The 16,989-nt window shown below is 73.1% G+C and carries 18 protein-coding genes; 11 read left to right on the forward strand and 7 right to left on the reverse strand.

Features of this window, described 5'->3' with window-relative positions:
• The first annotated feature begins 135 nt into the window (after positions 1–135).
• Positions 136–897 (forward strand): GntR family transcriptional regulator, encoded by a 762-nt coding sequence (locus tag ACIPYS_RS35305; RefSeq protein ID WP_093860718.1) that lies wholly within the window; start codon positions 136–138, stop codon positions 895–897.
• 140 nt (positions 898–1,037) lie between these two features.
• Here the strand turns inward: ACIPYS_RS35305 and ACIPYS_RS35310 are convergent, their stop codons facing one another.
• Positions 1,038–2,705: a fumarate hydratase gene (locus ACIPYS_RS35310; RefSeq protein ID WP_400754003.1), complete on the reverse strand. Its 1,668-nt coding sequence runs from the start codon at positions 2,703–2,705 to the stop codon at positions 1,038–1,040.
• Positions 2,706–2,957: 252 nt separating this feature from the next.
• On the opposite strand from ACIPYS_RS35310, the gene ACIPYS_RS35315 reads away from it, so the two are divergent.
• Together ACIPYS_RS35315 and ACIPYS_RS35320 are read left to right on the forward strand one after the other, a co-directional pair.
• Positions 2,958–3,653, forward strand: a complete 696-nt coding sequence (locus tag ACIPYS_RS35315; RefSeq protein WP_231978779.1) for a DUF1707 domain-containing protein — start codon at positions 2,958–2,960, stop codon at positions 3,651–3,653.
• 441 nt (positions 3,654–4,094) lie between these two features.
• Positions 4,095–4,433 (forward strand): WhiB family transcriptional regulator, encoded by a 339-nt coding sequence (locus ACIPYS_RS35320; RefSeq protein WP_093864922.1) that lies wholly within the window; start codon positions 4,095–4,097, stop codon positions 4,431–4,433.
• 186 nt (positions 4,434–4,619) lie between these two features.
• Here ACIPYS_RS35320 and glpX read toward each other — a convergent pair whose 3' ends face one another.
• A complete protein-coding gene (gene glpX, locus ACIPYS_RS35325) occupies positions 4,620–5,660 on the reverse strand; it encodes a class II fructose-bisphosphatase (protein WP_093860716.1) in 1,041 nt (346 codons plus the stop codon).
• 196 nt (positions 5,661–5,856) lie between these two features.
• Here glpX and ACIPYS_RS35330 point away from each other — a divergent pair, with 196 nt between their 5' ends.
• Complete coding sequence (locus ACIPYS_RS35330) at positions 5,857–6,411, forward strand: DUF4245 domain-containing protein (RefSeq protein ID WP_400754006.1); 555 nt, start codon at positions 5,857–5,859, stop codon at positions 6,409–6,411.
• 181 nt (positions 6,412–6,592) lie between these two features.
• Here ACIPYS_RS35330 and ACIPYS_RS35335 read toward each other — a convergent pair whose 3' ends face one another.
• The 4 genes from ACIPYS_RS35335 to ACIPYS_RS35350 form a co-directional block, all read right to left on the reverse strand.
• On the reverse strand, positions 6,593–7,192 hold the full coding sequence (locus ACIPYS_RS35335; protein WP_400754009.1) for a malonic semialdehyde reductase: 600 nt from the start codon (positions 7,190–7,192) through the stop codon (positions 6,593–6,595).
• Between the two features lie 126 nt (positions 7,193–7,318).
• Positions 7,319–7,582: an exodeoxyribonuclease VII small subunit gene (locus ACIPYS_RS35340; protein ID WP_093860713.1), complete on the reverse strand. Its 264-nt coding sequence runs from the start codon at positions 7,580–7,582 to the stop codon at positions 7,319–7,321.
• Positions 7,583–7,628: 46 nt separating this feature from the next.
• Positions 7,629–8,936 (reverse strand): exodeoxyribonuclease VII large subunit, encoded by a 1,308-nt coding sequence (gene xseA, locus ACIPYS_RS35345; RefSeq protein WP_400754013.1) that lies wholly within the window; start codon positions 8,934–8,936, stop codon positions 7,629–7,631.
• 10 nt (positions 8,937–8,946) lie between these two features.
• Positions 8,947–10,317: an APC family permease gene (locus ACIPYS_RS35350; RefSeq protein ID WP_400754016.1), complete on the reverse strand. Its 1,371-nt coding sequence runs from the start codon at positions 10,315–10,317 to the stop codon at positions 8,947–8,949.
• Between the two features lie 87 nt (positions 10,318–10,404).
• Between ACIPYS_RS35350 and ACIPYS_RS35355 the strand changes: the two genes are divergently transcribed.
• Positions 10,405–11,382, forward strand: a complete 978-nt coding sequence (locus ACIPYS_RS35355; protein WP_093860710.1) for a 4-hydroxy-3-methylbut-2-enyl diphosphate reductase — start codon at positions 10,405–10,407, stop codon at positions 11,380–11,382.
• 146 nt (positions 11,383–11,528) lie between these two features.
• Positions 11,529–12,275 (forward strand): polyphosphate--glucose phosphotransferase, encoded by a 747-nt coding sequence (ppgK, locus tag ACIPYS_RS35360; protein WP_400754020.1) that lies wholly within the window; start codon positions 11,529–11,531, stop codon positions 12,273–12,275.
• A 66-nt stretch (positions 12,276–12,341) separates the two neighbouring features.
• On the opposite strand, the gene ACIPYS_RS35365 is transcribed toward ppgK, so the two are convergent.
• The gene (locus ACIPYS_RS35365) at positions 12,342–13,010 is read right to left on the reverse strand and encodes a DUF6542 domain-containing protein (RefSeq protein WP_400754024.1); all 669 of its coding nucleotides are present in this window, start codon (positions 13,008–13,010) and stop codon (positions 12,342–12,344) included.
• Positions 13,011–13,126: 116 nt separating this feature from the next.
• Between ACIPYS_RS35365 and ACIPYS_RS35370 the strand changes: the two genes are divergently transcribed.
• From ACIPYS_RS35370 to ACIPYS_RS35390, 5 genes are all read left to right on the forward strand, one after another.
• A complete protein-coding gene (locus tag ACIPYS_RS35370; protein WP_093860707.1) occupies positions 13,127–13,519 on the forward strand; it encodes a VOC family protein in 393 nt (130 codons plus the stop codon).
• 76 nt (positions 13,520–13,595) lie between these two features.
• On the forward strand, positions 13,596–14,669 hold the full coding sequence (gene ychF / locus ACIPYS_RS35375; protein ID WP_093860706.1) for a redox-regulated ATPase YchF: 1,074 nt from the start codon (positions 13,596–13,598) through the stop codon (positions 14,667–14,669).
• Positions 14,670–14,795: 126 nt separating this feature from the next.
• Positions 14,796–15,077 (forward strand): type II toxin-antitoxin system prevent-host-death family antitoxin, encoded by a 282-nt coding sequence (locus ACIPYS_RS35380; protein ID WP_350636996.1) that lies wholly within the window; start codon positions 14,796–14,798, stop codon positions 15,075–15,077.
• Positions 15,074–15,328, forward strand: coding sequence for a Txe/YoeB family addiction module toxin (locus ACIPYS_RS35385; RefSeq protein ID WP_400754029.1), 255 nt, complete (start codon positions 15,074–15,076; stop codon positions 15,326–15,328). Before ACIPYS_RS35380 ends, ACIPYS_RS35385 begins: the two co-directional genes overlap by 4 nt.
• Before the next feature lie 176 nt (positions 15,329–15,504).
• The gene (locus tag ACIPYS_RS35390; protein WP_400754032.1) at positions 15,505–16,848 is read left to right on the forward strand and encodes a M20 family metallopeptidase; all 1,344 of its coding nucleotides are present in this window, start codon (positions 15,505–15,507) and stop codon (positions 16,846–16,848) included.
• Positions 16,849–16,989: the final 141 nt, after the last annotated feature.

Raw genomic sequence — 16,989 nt, forward strand, 5'->3', positions numbered from 1 at the left:
GCTCTGCTCGGCGACTACCCAGCATCTCTAGAGAAGCTAATATCTCTAGAGATGTCAACGGTCCAGCCGGTCCTATCGGCTTACTGGCGGCCGCGGGCGCGCCTACGATTTCCGAGAGGGACGAGGGAGAAGGCGATGGTCGGCAGCAGCAGCGGCGAGAAGCAGCCCAAGTACCAACGGATCGCCGACACGCTGAAGGCGGCCATCGACGCCGGCGAGTACCGGGCGGGCGACCGGCTGCCCGGCGAGAACGACCTCATGGACGTCTACGGCGTGGCCAGGATGACCGCCCGTCAGGCACTCGGCGTGCTGCAGAGCGAGGGCATCGCCGAGGCCCGCCGCGGGGCCGGGGTGTTCGTGCGGGACTTCCGGCCGCTGCGCCGGCGCGGGATCCAGCGGCTCGCCCAGGGCCAGTGGGGCTCGGGCCGGTCGATATGGTCGGCCGACATCGACAACCGCACCCTGGTCGTCGACCAGGTGTCGGTCACCGAGCGGGGCGCGCCGGAGCACGTGGCCCGGGTGCTCGGCGTCGACCCGGGAGAGCCGATGTGCGTGCGGCACCGGCGCTTCGTCCTGGACGGCAAACCGGTGCTGCTGTCGACCTCGTACCTGCCCGCGGGACTCGTGGCCGGTACCGCGATCACCCGTGAGGACACCGGCCCGGGCGGGACCTACGCCCGGCTGGCCGAGATCGGCGCCAAGCCGGTGCACTTCCGCGAGGAGGTCCGCTCCCGGATGCCGGCCGCCGAGGAGACCGTCCGGCTGGAGCTCTCCGCCGGCACCCCGGTGATCCTCATCTGCCGGACCGCCTTCGCCGACGAGGGCCAGGTCGTCGAGCTGAACGAGATGATCCTGGACGCGGCTTCCTACGTCCTGGAGTACGACTTCGACGCCTGATGCCTGACGCCTGATGCCTGACGCCTGACGCGCGATGTCGAGCCGGACGCGGACGCGCCACCGCCCCGGGCGCGGGCGGCGGCCGGGGCGGTGGGTCGGGCGGGAGCGTCGGGGGCCGGCGGGCCCGCCCCCGGCGGGCGCTACTCCTTGGAGCGGACCCGCAGGCTGGTGATCAGCGGGCCCTCGGTGGTCTCGCGGAAGAAGTCGTTGCCCTTGTCGTCGACCACGATGAAGGCCGGGAAGTCCTCGACCTCGATCCGCCAGACCGCCTCCATGCCCAGCTCGGCGTACTCCAGGACCTCGACCTTCTTGATGCAGTCCTGGGCGAGGCGGGCCGCCGGGCCGCCGATGGAGCCGAGGTAGAAGCCGCCGTGCGCGGCGCAGGCGTCGGTGACCTGCTTGGAGCGGTTGCCCTTGGCGAGCATGACCATGGAGCCGCCGGCGGCCTGGAACTGGTCGACGTAGGAGTCCATCCGGCCGGCCGTGGTGGGGCCGAAGGAGCCGGAGGCGAAGCCCTCGGGGGTCTTGGCCGGGCCGGCGTAGTAGACCGGGTGGTCCTGGAGGTACTTGGGCATGCCCTCGCCGGCGTCCAGCCGCTCCTTGATCTTGGCGTGCGCGATGTCGCGTGCGACGACCAGGGTGCCGGTGAGCGAGAGCCGGGTCTTCACCGGGTACTTGGAGAGCTCGGCGCGGATCGCGGACATCGGCTGGTCGAGGTCGATCCGCACCACGTCGTCGTCGAGGTGGTCGTCGGTGGTGTCCGGCAGGTACTTGGCCGGGTCGGTCTCCAGCTGCTCCAGGAAGACGCCCTCGGCGGTGATCTTGCCCAGGGCCTGGCGGTCGGCGGAGCAGGAGACGGCCATCGCGACGGGCAGCGAGGCGCCGTGGCGGGGCAGCCGGACCACGCGCACGTCGTGGCAGAAGTACTTGCCGCCGAACTGGGCGCCGATGCCGATCTTCTGGGTCAGCTCGGTGACCTTGGCCTCCAGTTCGAGGTCCCGGAAGCCGTGGCCGGTCTTCGCGTCGCCGGAGGTCGGCAGCTGGTCCAGGTAGTGCGCGGACGCGTACTTGGCGGTCTTCAGCGCGAACTCCGCGCTGGTGCCGCCGATCACGATGGCCAGGTGGTACGGCGGGCAGGCGGCGGTGCCCAGCGAGCGGATCTTCTGCTCCAGGAACGAGAGCATGCTGGCCTCGTTCAGGATGGCCTTGGTCTCCTGGTACAGGTACGACTTGTTGGCCGAGCCGCCGCCCTTGGCCATGAAGAGGAACTTGTAGGCGTCGCCGTCGGTGGCGTACAGCTCGATCTGGGCCGGCAGGTTGTTGCCGGTGTTCTTCTCGTCCCACATGGTCACCGGGGCCATCTGGGAGTACCGCAGGTTGAGCTTCGTGTAGGCGTCGAAGACGCCGCGGGCGATCGCGGACTCGTCGCCGCCGGACGTCAGCACGTTCTGGCCGCGCTTGCCCATGACGATCGCGGTGCCGGTGTCCTGGCACATCGGCAGGATGCCGCCGGCCGAGATGTTGACGTTCTTCAGCAGGTCCAGCGCGACGAAGCGGTCGTTGGGGCTGGCCTCCGGGTCGTCCAGGATGCGGCGCAGCTGGGCGAGGTGGGCCGGCCGGAGGTAGTGCGAGATGTCGTGCATCGCCTCGGCGGTGAGCAGCCGCAGGGCCTCCGGCTCGACCTGGAGGAAGGTCCGGCCGCCGGCCTCGAAGGTGGAGACACCCTCGGACGTGAGCTTGCGGTAGGGGGTCGGGTCAGCGCCCAGGGGAAGAAGGTCGCTGTACTCGAAGTCCGGCGTGGGAGCCATGGGGGCGGTCCTTAGATGTCCAGTGTTGCCAGTGTTCCGGCTGCGTCGGCGAAGCACCCTGGAGGGCGAAAGCACCCTCAAGGGTAGGACGCGCGGGAATCGCCCACGAGGGAAGGTCAGCCTGCGTGACCGGGGTCACCCGCCGGTGGGGGAGGGGCTTGCCCGGTTGACTAGGCTGGGCCCGTGGAGAACTCGCCGTCGAAGGACCCGCAGGACCAGCGGATGGACGATCAGGGCCGGGGGGCCGTACCGATGACCAAGTCCGGGGCGACGCCGCCCGCCCGAGCCGAGCACGCCCCGGTGGCGGAGGCCGAGATCCGCGCCTCGGACGCCGACCGCGAACGAGTGGCGGAGCTGCTGCGCGACGCCTACGCCGAGGGGCGGCTGGACGTCGAGGAGCACGCCGAGCGGATCGAGGCGGCGTACGCGGCCAAGACCCTGGGGGACCTCGTGCCGCTGACCCGGGACCTCCCGGTGCACCGCGGGATCTCCTTCGAGAAGTCGCCGTCGGGCGATCCGGCGGCGACCCCGCGGCCGGACGGCCCGGTGCGGCTGCCGGCCCGCAACGAGGCGCCGACCATGCTGGCGGTCTTCGGCGGCTCGTCCCGCAAGGGCCGCTGGCGGGTGGGGTCGAACCTGCGCGCGGTGGCGATCTTCGGCGGGGTCGAGATCGACCTGACGGACGCCGTGTTCGAGTCGCCCGAGGTGGTGATCGACGTGGTGGCGATCTTCGGCGGAGTGGAGATCAAGGTGCCGGAGAACGTCAGCCTGCACGGCGGCGGTGTCGGCATCTTCGGCGGTTTCGACGTCAAGGAGCAGACCGCGGCGGACCCGTACGCGCCGGTGGTGCGGGTCAAGGGCACCGCGGTGTTCGGCGGTTGCGAGGCCAAGCCGCGCCGGGGCAAGAAGCTCAAGGAGTGGGTGCGCAAGCAGCTCGGCGCCGACTGAGCCCGCGGGCCCGGCGGCCGGACGGAACGGTCCGGCGGTCCGCCGCGGCGCATTCGGAACGGGGGACTCCGCCGCTCGGCGGCCGGTCCGGTGCCCGGCCGGGGACAACTCCCGGCCGGGCACTCGTCGTTGTGTCGGGTGCACGCTGTAGTCGGTTGCGTGCAGTGTGCATGAATCCCGGCGCCGTGGGGTAGTTCCTCTGGCACATCGCTTCTTGTACGGCTGCGTACCGGAGGCGGCCTGAGGCCGGCCCGGGTGTGAACGGGGACCCCGCAGCCGGGCAGGGGAGCGAGCTTCCCCGTGTCCGAGAGCCTCGTCAGGAGTACGGCCGTGCTGCATCCGATCGAGCCCCGCACCACCTCGTCCGCCGTCCCGTCGCCGGCCGCCCCGTCGCCGGTCGCGCGGCCGTCCGTCGCCGCCTCGCCCGCGGCCGCGGCGCAGTTGCTGGAGCGGCCCCCGGCGCAGCCGGCGGGCGAGGACAGTCCGTGGCACACCGCCGCGGCCTGCCGGCGGGACGAGGTGGGCCTGTTCTTCGCGCCCTCCAAGGAGCCGACCGCGGCCCGGTTGTCGCGCGAGGAGCAGGCGAAGCAGGTCTGTGCCCGCTGCCCGGTGCTGCTGGCCTGCCGCGAGCACGCGTTGGCGCAGCCGGAGCCCTACGGGGTCTGGGGCGGGCTGACGGCGGCCGAGCGCCGGGTGGTGCTGGCGCGCCGCCGCCGGCGGGACGTCGAGCTGTGCGAGCCGGTCCGGGTGCCGGGGGCGAGGGGCCGGATCGCGGGGTGATCCCCGGCACCGGGCCGGGGGCTCCGGCGCCCGGACCGGCACCCGCCCGGCGGGCGCCCGGTCACGCCCGCGGCCTCGGCGAAGGGGGATTTCGCCGAGGCCGCGGGTTCGTCGTGTGCTGCGGTGGTGCCGTGGTGGTGCCGCCGTGGTCCGCGCCGCCGGTGGGCGGCCCGGTCACGGGGTGGTTCAGTTGGCGCGGTCGAAGTCGATCGCGCTGTAGGCCCGCAGCTTGGACAGCCGGTGGGTGGCGTGCACCTCGCGGATGGTGCCGCTCTTGGAGCGCATGACCAGCGAGCTGGTGGTGGCGGTCTCCTGGCGGTAGTGCACACCGCGCAGCAGTTCGCCGTCGGTGATGCCGGTGGCGACGAAGAACACGTTCTCGCCGCTGACCAGGTCGTCGGTGCTGAGCACCCGGTCGAGGTCGTGTCCGGCGTCGACGGCCTTCTGCCGCTCGGCGTCGTCCTTGGGCCAGAGCCGGCCCTGGATCACGCCGCCCATGCACTTCATCGCGCAGGCGGCGATGATGCCCTCGGGGGTGCCGCCGATGCCCATGAGCAGGTCGACGCCGGTGCCTTCGCGGGCGGCCATGATGGCTCCGGCGACGTCGCCGTCGGAGATGTACTTGATCCGGGCGCCGGCCTCGCGGATGTCCCGGATCAGGCCCTCGTGGCGCGGGCGGTCCAGGACGACGACGGTGACGTCCTCGACGGCGATGCCCTTGGCCTTGGCGACCCGGCGGATGTTGACGGCGGGCGGGGCGGTGATGTCGACGAAGTCGGCGGCCTCCGGCCCGGTGACCAGCTTGTCCATGTAGAACACGGCGCTCGGGTCGAACATGGTGCCGCGGTCGGCGACCGCCAGGACGGCCACCGCGTTGTTCATGCCCTTGGCCGTGAGGGTGGTGCCGTCGACGGGGTCCACCGCGACGTCGCACTCGGCGCCGGTGCCGTCGCCGACCCGTTCGCCGTTGTAGAGCATCGGAGCCTCGTCCTTCTCCCCTTCGCCGATGACGACGACGCCGTTCATCGAGACGGTGGAGACGAGGGTGCGCATGGCCCGGACGGCGGCGCCGTCGGCGCCGTTCTTGTCGCCACGGCCGACCCAGCGGCCGGCGGCGAGCGCCGCGGCCTCGGTCACCCGGACGAGTTCGAGCGCGAGGTTCCGGTCGGGAGCCTCGGGCGCGACCTCCAGGGAGCTGGGGAGGTTGTGCGGGTACTGCGTGGTCATCGTCGTTACCTCTCTGTACGCGACGGCCAGTGAGCGCCCGACTACTGCCTGGTCGAACGCCGTGGTGAGGGTGTTGCGATCGTATCTGCCCACGACATGACTGTCTGTGGCGCGGGTCCCTCCACGGGCCGACGGGGGCGGCTTTCGCCCTCCGCGCGCCGACGCGGCCACCCCGGGTGCGGGCGATCGTGTCGGCATGAGTCACCATGTGGGGGTGGCTGGAGAGAGCAAGGGCATGAGGGGCCGGCAGACCGTACGGGACATGGTCCTGTCGATGCTGGCCGTCGGCGTCGTGGTCTGGGTCGGGTACCTGTTCCTGCCGCACGACGCGGACGGCGACGGGGTGCGCCCGGTCGACTACAGGGTGGCCGCGGCCAGCGCCAAGCGTGCCGCGCCGTACCCGCTGCTGGTCCCGGACGGCCTGTCGCCGAAGTGGCGGGCCACCTCGGTGACGTACAACGCGGCGGCGACCAACAACGGCAAGGGCAACGCCTGGCACCTGGGCTTCGTCACCCCCTCGGGCCAGTACGCGGCCGTGGAGCAGAGCGACATCGCGCGTGACGACGTGCTCAAGGCGACGGTGGCCGGCGGCAAGCCGGACGGCACCGAGGACATCGCCGGGCAGACCTGGGAGCGGGTGCAGGGCCCCAAGGCACGGGCGATCACGGTGCAGACCGGCGGCGCCACCACCGTACTGACCGGCACCGCCTCCTACGAGGAGCTGGCGGAGCTGGCACGGGCGCTGAAGTAGTCCGGTTCCCGCCCCCGGAGCGGAGTTCTCCGCTCCGGGGGCGGCCGGGCAGGGACGCCGAAGGGCCCCGCACGCGGTGCGTGCGGGGCCCTTCGGCCGTCCGGGCCCGGGCCGGCGGTGATCCGGGCGTGCCGGTTCGGGCGGTGCCGGCCCGGGCGGTGGTGGCCCGGGCGGTGCCGACTCAGACGGTGGTGACGACCTCGTCGTAGGCCAGTCGCGGCGAGCGCGGGTACCAGGCGTTCTCGCCCGGCTTGCCGATGTTCACCACGGCCAGCACCGAGTGCTCGCCGTCGGTGAAGAACTCCTTGTTGATGCCCTCGGCGTCGTAGCCGGTCATCGGGCCGGCGGCCAGGCCGGCGGCGCGCACGCCGATGATGAAGTAGCCGGCCTGCAGGGCGCCGTTCATCGCGGCCGAGGCCTCGCGGACCGGGCGCTCGGCGAAGTAGCTCTTGGCGGCCGGGAAGTGCGGGAAGACGGTCGGCAGCTCCTCGTGGAACTCGTTGTCCACGGCGAGGATCGCGGTCAGCGGGGCGGCGGCGGTCTTGGCCTTGTTGCCCTCGCCGAGGTGCTGGACCAGGCGCTCGCGGCCCTCGGTCGAGCGCACCAGGACGACGCGCAGCGGCTGCTGGTTCATCGCCGTCGGGCCGAACTTGACCAGCTCGTAGATGGCCTGGATCTGCTCGTCGGAGACCGGCTCGTCGGTGAAGGAGTTGGCCGTGCGGGCCTCGCGGAACAGCAGGTCCTGGGCGGCGGCGTCGAGAACCAGGGCGTCGGTGGTCATGTCAGTGCACCTCGGGGGAGGAAGAAGCTGGGGGGTCGTCTTTGTTGCGGTGACCGGCCGCAGCCGGTCAGACGTTCCCAACATGGGTGAACATTCAACTGTTCCCCGTGTCGCACGTGACCTGCGTCACCCCTGCGGCGGAGCGCCCTCCTCGGCGGCCAGCGCGGCGTCCAGCCGGGCCCGCGCGCCGTCCAGCCAGCGCTGGCACACCTTCGCCAGCTGCTCGCCGCGCTCCCACAGGGCCAGCGACTCCTCCAGCGAGGTGCCGCCGTTCTCCAGCTGCCGGACCACCTCCAGCAGCGCGTCCCGGGCGTGCTCGTACCCCAGCGCGTCGTCCGCGGTCGGCGTCTCCACGGCCGCTGCCGCCGTGCTCTGCTCCTCGTCTGCCATGGGAGCCAGCGTAGGGGGCCGGACCGACAGTGCGCCCCGCCCGTCGCTACCGGCCCGCCGCGCCGCCGTCCGCCGCGCCGTCGTTGACCGGGCTGCCGTCGACCGGGCTGCCGTCGACCGGGCCGCCGGCCGCCGCTTCCCGTCCGCCGCCGTCCGCGGTGACGTCGAAGCCGCCGCCCGCCACCCGGGCGTGCAGCCCCTCGCCCGCCGCGACCTGCGCCGGATCGGTCACCACCGTGCCGTCCCGCCGCTGCAGCACCGCGTACCCGCGCTCCAGGGTGGCCGCCGGGGAGAGCGCGACCACCCGGGCCAGGGTGTGCCCGAGATCGCTCTGCGCGTGCTCCAGCCGGTGGTTCAGGGTGCGCCGGGAGCGCTCCAGCAGCCCGGCCACCTCCTGGCCCCGCCCGTCCAGCATCCGCTGCGGCGCGGCCAGCACCGGCCGGCTGCGCACCCCGTCCAGCCCGTGCCGCTCCCGCTCCACCCGGGCCAGCACGTACCGCCGCGCCCGGTCCCGCAGCTGCCGGACCTTCGCCAGCTCCTCCCCGACGTCCGGAACCACCCGTTTGGCGGCATCGGTGGGCGTGGAGGCGCGCAGATCGGCGACGAAGTCCAGCAGCGGCTGGTCCGGCTCGTGCCCGATCGCGCTCACCACCGGCGTCCGCGCGGCCGCGACCAGCCGGACCAGGCCCTCGTCCGAGAACGGCAGCAGGTCCTCGACGCTGCCGCCGCCCCGGGCCACCACGATCACGTCCACCTCGGGGTGCTCGTCCAGCTCCCGGACGGCCTCGCTCACCCGCTCCACCGCGCTGACGCCCTGCACCGGGACGTTGCGGATCTCGAAGCGGACGGCGGGCCAGCGCCGCCGGGCGTTCTCCAGGACGTCCCGCTCCGCCGCCGAGCCGCGCCCGGTGACCAGCCCGACGCACTGCGGCAGGAACGGCAGCGGCTTCTTGCGGTCCGCCGCGAACAGGCCCTCGCCCGCCAGCCGCCGCTTCAGCTGCTCCAGCCGGGCCAGCAGCTCGCCCAGACCGACCAGCCGGATCTCCGAGGCCCGCAGCGAGAGCTGGCCGCGCGCCGCGTACCACTCCGGCTTCGCGTGCACGATCACCCGCGCGCCCTCCTGCACCGCGTCCGCGACCTGGTCGAAGACGGAGCGGAAGCACGTCACCGTCAGCGAGACGTCCGCCTGCGGGTCGCGCAGCGTCAGGAACACCACGCCCGCCCCCGGCCGCCGGCTGAGCTGGGTGATCTGTCCCTCCACCCAGATCGCGCCGAGCCGGTCGATCCAGCCGCCGATCAGCGCGGAGACCTTGCCGACCGGGAGCGGCGCTTCGGGGGAGCTGGGGTTGGCCATGCGTACGAGACTAGCGACGCCCGCCGACAGCTGAACCGCTCCGGACGGCCACCACCAGCAGGCCGACCGCCAGCCAGACCAGCCCCACCACCTGCGCCGAGCCGGCCGCCTCGGCCACCACCGCGCCGATCACCAGCACGCCCAGCACCGGCACCACCAGGTGCCGGCCCCAGTCGCGCGAGCCGTGCCGCACCACGAACCAGCCCACCACCGAGGCGTGCAGCAGGGTGAAGGCGGTGAGCGCGCCGATGTCCACCACCGAGGTCAGCCGGTCCAGCCCGTCGTCCCGGTCCGCCGCCCAGACCGCCGCCACCAGGGTGATCGCCGCCGACACCAGCAGCGCCCGGCGCGGCACCGCCGAACCGGGGTCGACCGCGCCGAGGAAGCGCGGCAGCCGCCCGTCCCGGCCCATCGCGAAGAGCAGCCGGCCGGCCGCCGCCTGCCCGGCCAGGGCGGCGAAGGCCGCGCCGACCGCCTTGCTCGCCGCGACCAGCACGTGCAGCCAGTGCCCGACCGAGTCCTCCACCGTGTCGTAGAACGCGGACCCCTGCGCCGCCGGGTCCGCCGCCAGCTGCCCCGGCGAGAGCGGTTCCAGCAGCGCCGCCAGCCAGGTCTGCGCCACGAACAGCAGACCGGACAGCACCAGGCACCACAGCACCGCCCGCGCCACCGCCGCCGAGGCGCCGACGGCCTCCTCGACGAAGGTGGCGATCGCGTCGAAGCCCAGGTAGGACAGCACCGCCACGGAGACCGCCGAGAGCACGGCGGACGCGGAGAAGCCGCCGACCGCCGTGAACGGCGTCGCCCAGCCGCGCTGCGCGCCGTCCCGCACCAGCACCACCACGGCCGCGACCACGAACACCGCCAGCACCGCGAGCTCCGCCACCAGCACCACGAGGCCCACCACCGCCGCCGTCCGCACCCCCGCCAGGTTCAGCGCCGTGGTCACCAGCACCGCGAGCGCCGTCCACACCCAGCGCGGGACGTCCGGCACCAGCGAGTGCAGCGCGATCCCGGAGAACAGGTAGGCCACCGCCGGGATCAGCAGGTAGTCCAGCAGCGCCATCCAGCCGGCCAGGAAGCCCGCCCCCTCGCCGAGCCCGGCCCGCGCGTAGGCGTACACCGAACCGGTCCGCGGCACCGCCCGCACCATCTGCGCGTACGAGAGCGCGGTGAAGCCCATCGCCGCGGTGGCCACCAGGTAGACCGCGGCGACCGCGCCGTGGCTCTTGGCGTCGAGCACCCCGAACACGCCGACCGGCGCCATCGGCGCGATGAACAGCAGCCCGTAGACCACCAGGTCGCGGACGCCGAGGCTGCGCCGCAGCTCGCCGCGGGGTCCGTCGTCGTCGGGCCCGTCCGGCCCGGCTCGCTCGCTCATAGCTTCCACATTTGAGCACCCGCGACCGGTTCCGACGGGAACGCGACTCCCGTCGGCGCGGCTCCGCTCCGCCCGTACGATGGAGCCATGTCCTCCAACACCGCGCAGCGCCGTGTCCTGCTCGCCGCCCCCCGGGGCTACTGCGCGGGCGTCGACCGCGCCGTGATCGCCGTTGAGAAGGCCCTGGAGCAGTACGGGGCGCCCATCTACGTCCGCAAGCAGATCGTCCACAACAAGTACGTGGTGCAGACCCTGGAGAAGAAGGGCGCGATCTTCGTCGACGAGACGGAGGAGGTGCCCGAGGGCTCGATCGTGGTCTTCTCGGCCCACGGCGTCGCGCCGTCGGTGCACGACGAGGCGCGGGCCGGCAAGCTCGCCACCGTCGACGCCACCTGCCCGCTGGTGACCAAGGTGCACAAGGAGGCCGTGCGCTTCGCCGACGAGGGCTACGACATCCTGCTGGTGGGCCACGAGGGCCACGAGGAGGTCATCGGGACCATGGGCGAGGCGCCGGACCGGATCCACCTGGTCGACGGCGCCGAGGACGTCGCCAAGGTGCAGGTGCGCGACGAGTCCAAGGTGGTCTGGCTCTCCCAGACCACCCTGTCGGTGGACGAGACCATGGCCACCGTCGGCGAGCTGAAGCAGCGCTTCCCGCTGCTGGTCAGCCCGCCCAGCGACGACATCTGCTACGCCACCCAGAACCGCCAGGTGGCGGTCAAGCAGATGGCCCCGGAGACGGACCTGCTGATCGTGGTCGGCTCCAAGAACTCCTCCAACTCCGTCCGCCTGGTCGAGGTCGGCCTGGAGTACGGCGCCAAGGCCGCCCACCTGGTGGACTTCGCCGACGAGATCCGCGAGGAGTGGCTGGCCGGCGTCACCACGGTCGGCCTGACCAGTGGCGCCTCGGTGCCGGAGGTCCTGGTCGACGGCGTGCTGGAGTGGCTGGCCGCCCGCGGCTACGACGAGGTCTCCACGGTCAAGACCGCCGAGGAGCACCTGACCTTCTCGCTGCCCAAGGAGCTCCGCCGCGACCTGCGCGCCGAGGCCGCGGGCAAGCTGTAACGCACCTGAGCCCGGGGGAGGGCCCGGTACCCGACGGGGTGCCGGGCCCTCCGCTGTGCGGGGCCCGGCGGGCTCTCGTAAGTTGTGGACAGTCAGGCACGGTCATGCACAGCCTGTGGACAACGTTCGGTCGGAGGGCGGTCGGGATGACGGCGGTATTCGGTGTGGACATCGGCGGATCGGGCATCAAGGGTGCCCCCGTCGACCTCGGCCGGGGTGTGCTCGCGCAGGAGCGGCACAAGGTCCTCACCCCGCAGCCCTCCGCGCCGGAGGCGGTGGTCGCCGCCGTCCGCGAGGTGGTCCGCCACTTCGACCACCGGGGGCCGGTGGGCCTGACCTTCCCCGGCGTGGTCGTCGACGGGCACACCAGGACCGCCGCCAATGTCGACAAGGGCTGGATCGGCCTGGACGCGGCAGGCCTGTTCCGGGAGGCACTCGACCTGCCCGCCGTCGTGCTCAACGACGCCGACGCGGCCGGCCTCGCCGAGACCGCCCACGGCGCCGGCCGGGGACAGGAGGGCGTGGTGCTGGTGCTGACCTTCGGCACCGGCATCGGCAGCGCCCTGTTCGTGGACGGCACGCTGGTGCCCAACACCGAGCTGGGCCACCTGGAGCTGCGCGGCAAGGACGCCGAGCGGCGGGCCTCCTCGGCGGCCAAGGAGCGGCACGACCTGAGCTGGGGGCAGTGGGCGGGCCGGGTGGACGAGTACCTGGACCTGGTGGAGATGCTGTTCTCGCCGCAGCTGATCGTGATCGGCGGCGGGGTGAGCCGCAAGCACGAGAAGTTCCTGCCGCTGCTGCGCGAGCGCGGCGCCCGGGTGGTTCCGGCGGAGCTGCGCAACGACGCCGGCATCGTCGGCGCGGCCATGGCGGCGGCCCGGGTCGCGGGCTGAGCCCGTTCGCCGTCACACGCGCCGTCACGCGCGCCGGGGGGAGGCCACCGGGAACGGTGCCTCCCCTCAGCGCGCGCGGTGGATCCGGCGCTGGGCCACGAACCGGGCCAGCACGATCGCCGCGGCCAGCCCCGTGCCGGAGAACAGCCAGCCGGCCCGGGTGGCCAGGTTGGTCGCCAGCGCCACCACCTGGGCCGTCACCCCGGAGGAGGTGACCGGGCCGAACAGCAGCAGCGCCGCGGCGAAGGCGATCGGCCCGCTGATCGGCGCGGCCAGCAGGTCGGCGTACCGGACCCGGACCGCCAGCTGGAAGCAGACCAGCAGATAGCCGAGCCCGAACAGCAGCCCCAGCCCGCCGAAGACCAGCCGGTCCAGGCCGGCCACCGTGATCGTCGCCGCCAGCGCGGCCACCCCGGCGCCGACCGCGGTCAGCCGGGTCGGCCGTCCGCTGCGCCGCCGCCCGTACAGCCGCCCCGCCATCCGGGCCCGCAGCACGGGCGGGCCGGACACGGGGCGTAGCCGGGAACCGGGATCGGGGCCCCGGCCCGCCGTCCGCCCGGAGGCCTTGCCGCCCGACTTCCCGGCGGCCTTGGCGGGCGCCTTCCCGGTGGGCCGGACGGCCGGTCCGCCGGTGCTTCCGGGGGCGCGGCCCGGCCCGGGGACGGCGGCCCCGGCCGCGCCGTTCGGCGGTCGGCGTCTGGGCCCTGGCGGCTGGGTACGGATGCTCTGCTCCACCCGCCCAACGTACGGTCCGATCATCGCCACACTGTGTAATGGGCTGTCGGGGCTTGTTCCGTGTCTTCGGACGGAGTATTGATGTGACCGACGTCCGATCACACTCGGGGGAGTGCATGACCAGCGGATTCGCCTTCGAACGGCTCCACCACGTCCAGCTCGACATCCCGGCGGGGGCCGAGGACGAGTGCCGCGCCTTCTGGCACGGGGTGCTCGGCATGACGGAGCTGGCGAAGCCCCCGGTGCTGGCCGCGCGCGGCGGCTGCTGGTTCCGCGGCGGCGGGGTGGAGGTGCACCTCGGGGTGGTGCCGGACTTCCGGCCGTCCCGCAAGGGGCACCCGGGTTTCCAGATCGGCGACCTGGACGCCCTCGCCGAGCGGCTGGCCGCCCACGGCCACGAGGTGGTCTGGGACGACAACCTGCCCGGGCACCGCAGGTTCCACTCCAGCGACCGGCTCGGCAACCGCCTCGAGTTCCTGGAGCCCTCGCCGGCGGCGGCGGACGCCTGAGCCGCTGCCCGTAGACTGGGGGATCGGTCCGGCGAGCGGGCCGGCCCAACTCCTCCAAGCCCCGGGACTGCGCTTCATGTCGCTCACGATCGGAATCGTCGGCCTGCCGAACGTCGGCAAGTCGACCCTGTTCAACGCCCTGACCAAGAACGACGTGCTGGCGGCCAACTACCCGTTCGCCACCATCGAGCCCAATGTCGGCGTCGTCGGCGTCCCGGACGCCCGGCTGAACAAGCTCGCCGAGATCTTCGGCTCGCAGCGCATCCTCCCGGCGACCGTGGACTTCGTGGACATCGCCGGCATCGTGCGCGGCGCCTCGGTCGGTGAGGGCCTGGGCAACAAGTTCCTGGCGAACATCCGTGAGTCGGACGCGATCTGCCAGGTCATCCGGGCCTTCGTCGACCCCGACGTGGTGCACGTCGACGGCAAGGTCTCGCCGAAGGACGACATCGAGACCATCAACACCGAGCTGATCCTCGCCGACCTCCAGTCGATCGAGAAGGTGCTGCCGCGGCTCCAGAAGGAGGCCCGCCTCAAGAAGGAGTCGGCCGCCACGCTGGCCGCCGCCGAGGCCGCCCAGAAGATCCTGGAGACCGGCAAGACCCTCTTCGAGGCGGGCTTCGACGCCTCCTCGGTGCGCGAGCTGCACCTGCTCACCACCAAGCCCTTCCTCTACGTGTTCAACGTCGACGAGGACGAGCTGGTCGACGAGGAGTTCAAGGAGGCCCAGCGCGCCCTGGTCGCCCCCGCCGAGGCGATCTTCCTGAACGCCAAGATCGAGTCCGAGCTGATCGGCATGGACGAGGACGAGGCGCTGGAGCTCCTCCAGTCCATGGGCCAGGAGGAGACCGGCATGGCCACTCTCGGCCGGGTCGGCTACGAGACCCTCGGCCTGCAGAGCTACCTCACCGCGGGCCCCAAGGAGACCAGGGCCTGGACCATCAAGAAGGGCGCGACCGCCCCCGAGGCCGCCGGTGTGATCCACACCGACTTCCAGAAGGGCTTCATCAAGGCGGAGATCATCTCCTTCGACGACCTGGTCGCCTGCGGCTCCATCGCCGAGGCCCGCAGCAAGGGCAAGGCCCGCATCGAGGGCAAGGAGTACGTCATGCAGGACGGCGACGTCGTGGAGTTCCGCTTCAACGTCTGACCTGGCACGTGCGTGGATCGAAGAGGGTCGGACTCCCCGGAGTCCGACCCTCTTCCCGTCGACCCGTCCGGCGAGCCCCTTGAGTGGTACCGTATTCGGTACCACTCGCTGAAGGGGGTACGTGCCGTGTCCATCACCGCGAGCGAAGCCCGCAGGGATCTCTTTCCGTTGATCAAGAAGGTCAACGAGGACCACGACGCCATCGAGATCGTGTCCAAGCACGGAAATGCCGTACTCGTCTCCGCCGAGGACTACGCCGCCCTGCGGGAGGGTTCGTACCTCCTGCGTTCGCCGGCGAACGCTCGTCGCCTGCTCAAGGCGTACGACAACGCGCTGAACGGCACAGGGCTCTCCGAGCGCACGCTCATCGACCCCGACTCGGCTGATGCCGGGCGGGGTGTCGAGTGAGGCTCGTCTTCGAAGAGCAGGGCTGGGAGGACTACACATCCTGGCTCAAGAACGATCGCAAGATGCTCGCGAGGATCAACAAGCTCGTCGAGGACGTCCTGCGCGATCCGTGCACCGGGATCGGCAAGCCCGAGCCGCTGAAGTACCACCTGCCAGGGGCTTGGTCGCGGAGGATCGACGACGAGCATCGCCTCGTCTATCTGGTCACCGACCGGGAGATCGTCATCCTGGCGGCCCGGTACCACTACTGAGCGCTCGGCGGCCGATCCGGTCCCGTCCCCGCATGCCGCCCGGCCCGCTGCACAAGCGGGCCGGGCGGTGTCGTTCCGTGTGGGTCCGGTGTTGTCAATGGGGCTGGCGGGTCTTGACCGGTGTATGTGGTCGGCTGATTGACTGACTGTCACATCGATCGGATCACGGGGGACTGATGGAGAACGTGACGGGTTACGGGCCGAGTCGGCGGGCGGTGCTCGGTGGGGCGGCGGCGGCCGGGGCCGGGGCCGTGGTGATGGCCTCCGGGGCGGCGGCCTCGGCGGAGCCGGTGGGGCGGCGGAACCCGGTCGACCAGGCGGCGGTGGACGCCGCGGCGGCACGGCTGGACGGTGAACTGGTCGCGCTGCGGCGGGCGCTGCACGCCGACCCGCAGACCACGGGCGCGGAGGTGTACGCCTCGGGGGAGGTCGCGCGGCGGCTGCGGGCGGCGGGGCTGGAGGTGACCACCGGCGTCGGCGGGGCCACCCTGCCGGACGGGACGGTGGCGCCCGGGTACGGCGTGGTCGCGGTGCTGCGCGGTGCGCGGCCGGGCCGGACGGTGGCCTACCGGGCGGACATGGACGCGGTGCCGGGCGACGGGATCATGCCGCCCAGGCCGGGGCGTCCGGCGGCGCACGCCTGCGGGCACGACATCCACACCGCGGTCGGGGTGGGTGTGGCGCTGACGCTGGCCCGGCTGCGGCAGCGGTTGAGCGGCACGGTGGTCTTCTTCTTCCAGCCGGGGGAGGAGGGCCTGGTGGGTGCCCGGGCGATGATCGCGCAGGGGTGGCTGGAGCGGACCGGGGTCGAGGAGATCCACGCGCTGCACACCGGCCCCTACCCTGTCGGCGGGTTCGCCGTGACGCCGGGCAGCGGGCTCCCGGGCCAGGACTGGGTGAACATCGCGCTCGGCGGGCCGGACGCGGCCGCGGCGGCGGCCCGGCTGGCGGGCGCGATCACCGCGCTCGGCACGGTGCCGCTGCCGCAGGACCCCGCGGCCCTGGAGGCCATGGTCCGGGACGTGCGGACGCCGGACGGACCGCTGGCCCGGTTCCTGGTGACCGGCGCGCGGGTGGCGCCGGCCCCGGACGCCGAGGGACGCCCGGTCGTCGAGGCGAAGTTCCGGTGCTGGCCGCCGGAGCGGGACGCCGAGGTGCGGGAGGAGATCCGCCGGCTGGCGCTGACGTACCCGGGGGCGGTGGTCACGTACCCGCGCGACCCGTTCCCGGCGCTGCTCTGCCCGGCGGACGCGGCGAACGCGCTGGCGCGGCGGCTGCGGTGCGAGTTCGGCGTCGGCGCGGTCACGGTGAACCGCACCGCGTTCCCGTTCAACGGGGAGGACTTCGCGCTGTTCCTGGAGCGGGTCCCGGGCACGTACACCTTCCTCGGGGTGCGCACCCCGGGGGCCGGGATCGAGACGAGCTACCCGCACTACGAGACCTTCGAGCCGGACGAGCGGGCGATCGGGGTCGGGGTGCGGGCGATGGCGGGCTGGCTGGCGGACCGCGCCCGCCGCTGAAGCGAGGGCGATGGGCGAGGGGCGGGTGGTGGGGGGGGGGGGGGGGGGGCCCCCCCCCCCCCCCCCCCCCGCCCCCCCCCGGGGGGGGGGGGGGCCGCCCGGGCCCCCCGGACCCGCGAGGGGCACCCCCCGGCCATCGAA

This window comes from Kitasatospora sp. NPDC089913 (genome assembly GCF_044748625.1).
In the GTDB taxonomy this organism is placed as follows: Bacteria; Actinomycetota; Actinomycetes; order Streptomycetales; family Streptomycetaceae; genus Kitasatospora.

Excerpts from the sequence above, each read along its gene's own strand:
- ACIPYS_RS35305 (WP_093860718.1), top strand. The coding sequence starts at position 136 with ATGGTCGGCAGCAGCAGCGGCGAGAAGCAGCCCAAGTACCAACGGATC.
- ACIPYS_RS35310 (WP_400754003.1), bottom strand. The coding sequence starts at position 2,705 with ATGGCTCCCACGCCGGACTTCGAGTACAGCGACCTTCTTCCCCTGGGC.
- ACIPYS_RS35315 (WP_231978779.1), top strand. The coding sequence starts at position 2,958 with ATGACCAAGTCCGGGGCGACGCCGCCCGCCCGAGCCGAGCACGCCCCG.
- glpX (WP_093860716.1), bottom strand. The coding sequence starts at position 5,660 with ATGACCACGCAGTACCCGCACAACCTCCCCAGCTCCCTGGAGGTCGCG.
- ACIPYS_RS35330 (WP_400754006.1), top strand. The coding sequence starts at position 5,857 with ATGAGTCACCATGTGGGGGTGGCTGGAGAGAGCAAGGGCATGAGGGGC.
- ACIPYS_RS35335 (WP_400754009.1), bottom strand. The coding sequence starts at position 7,192 with ATGACCACCGACGCCCTGGTTCTCGACGCCGCCGCCCAGGACCTGCTG.
- ACIPYS_RS35340 (WP_093860713.1), bottom strand. The coding sequence starts at position 7,582 with ATGGCAGACGAGGAGCAGAGCACGGCGGCAGCGGCCGTGGAGACGCCG.
- xseA (WP_400754013.1), bottom strand. The coding sequence starts at position 8,936 with ATGGCCAACCCCAGCTCCCCCGAAGCGCCGCTCCCGGTCGGCAAGGTC.
- ACIPYS_RS35350 (WP_400754016.1), bottom strand. The coding sequence starts at position 10,317 with ATGAGCGAGCGAGCCGGGCCGGACGGGCCCGACGACGACGGACCCCGC.
- ACIPYS_RS35355 (WP_093860710.1), top strand. The coding sequence starts at position 10,405 with ATGTCCTCCAACACCGCGCAGCGCCGTGTCCTGCTCGCCGCCCCCCGG.
- ppgK (WP_400754020.1), top strand. The coding sequence starts at position 11,529 with ATGACGGCGGTATTCGGTGTGGACATCGGCGGATCGGGCATCAAGGGT.
- ACIPYS_RS35370 (WP_093860707.1), top strand. The coding sequence starts at position 13,127 with ATGACCAGCGGATTCGCCTTCGAACGGCTCCACCACGTCCAGCTCGAC.
- ychF (WP_093860706.1), top strand. The coding sequence starts at position 13,596 with ATGTCGCTCACGATCGGAATCGTCGGCCTGCCGAACGTCGGCAAGTCG.
- ACIPYS_RS35390 (WP_400754032.1), top strand. The coding sequence starts at position 15,505 with ATGGAGAACGTGACGGGTTACGGGCCGAGTCGGCGGGCGGTGCTCGGT.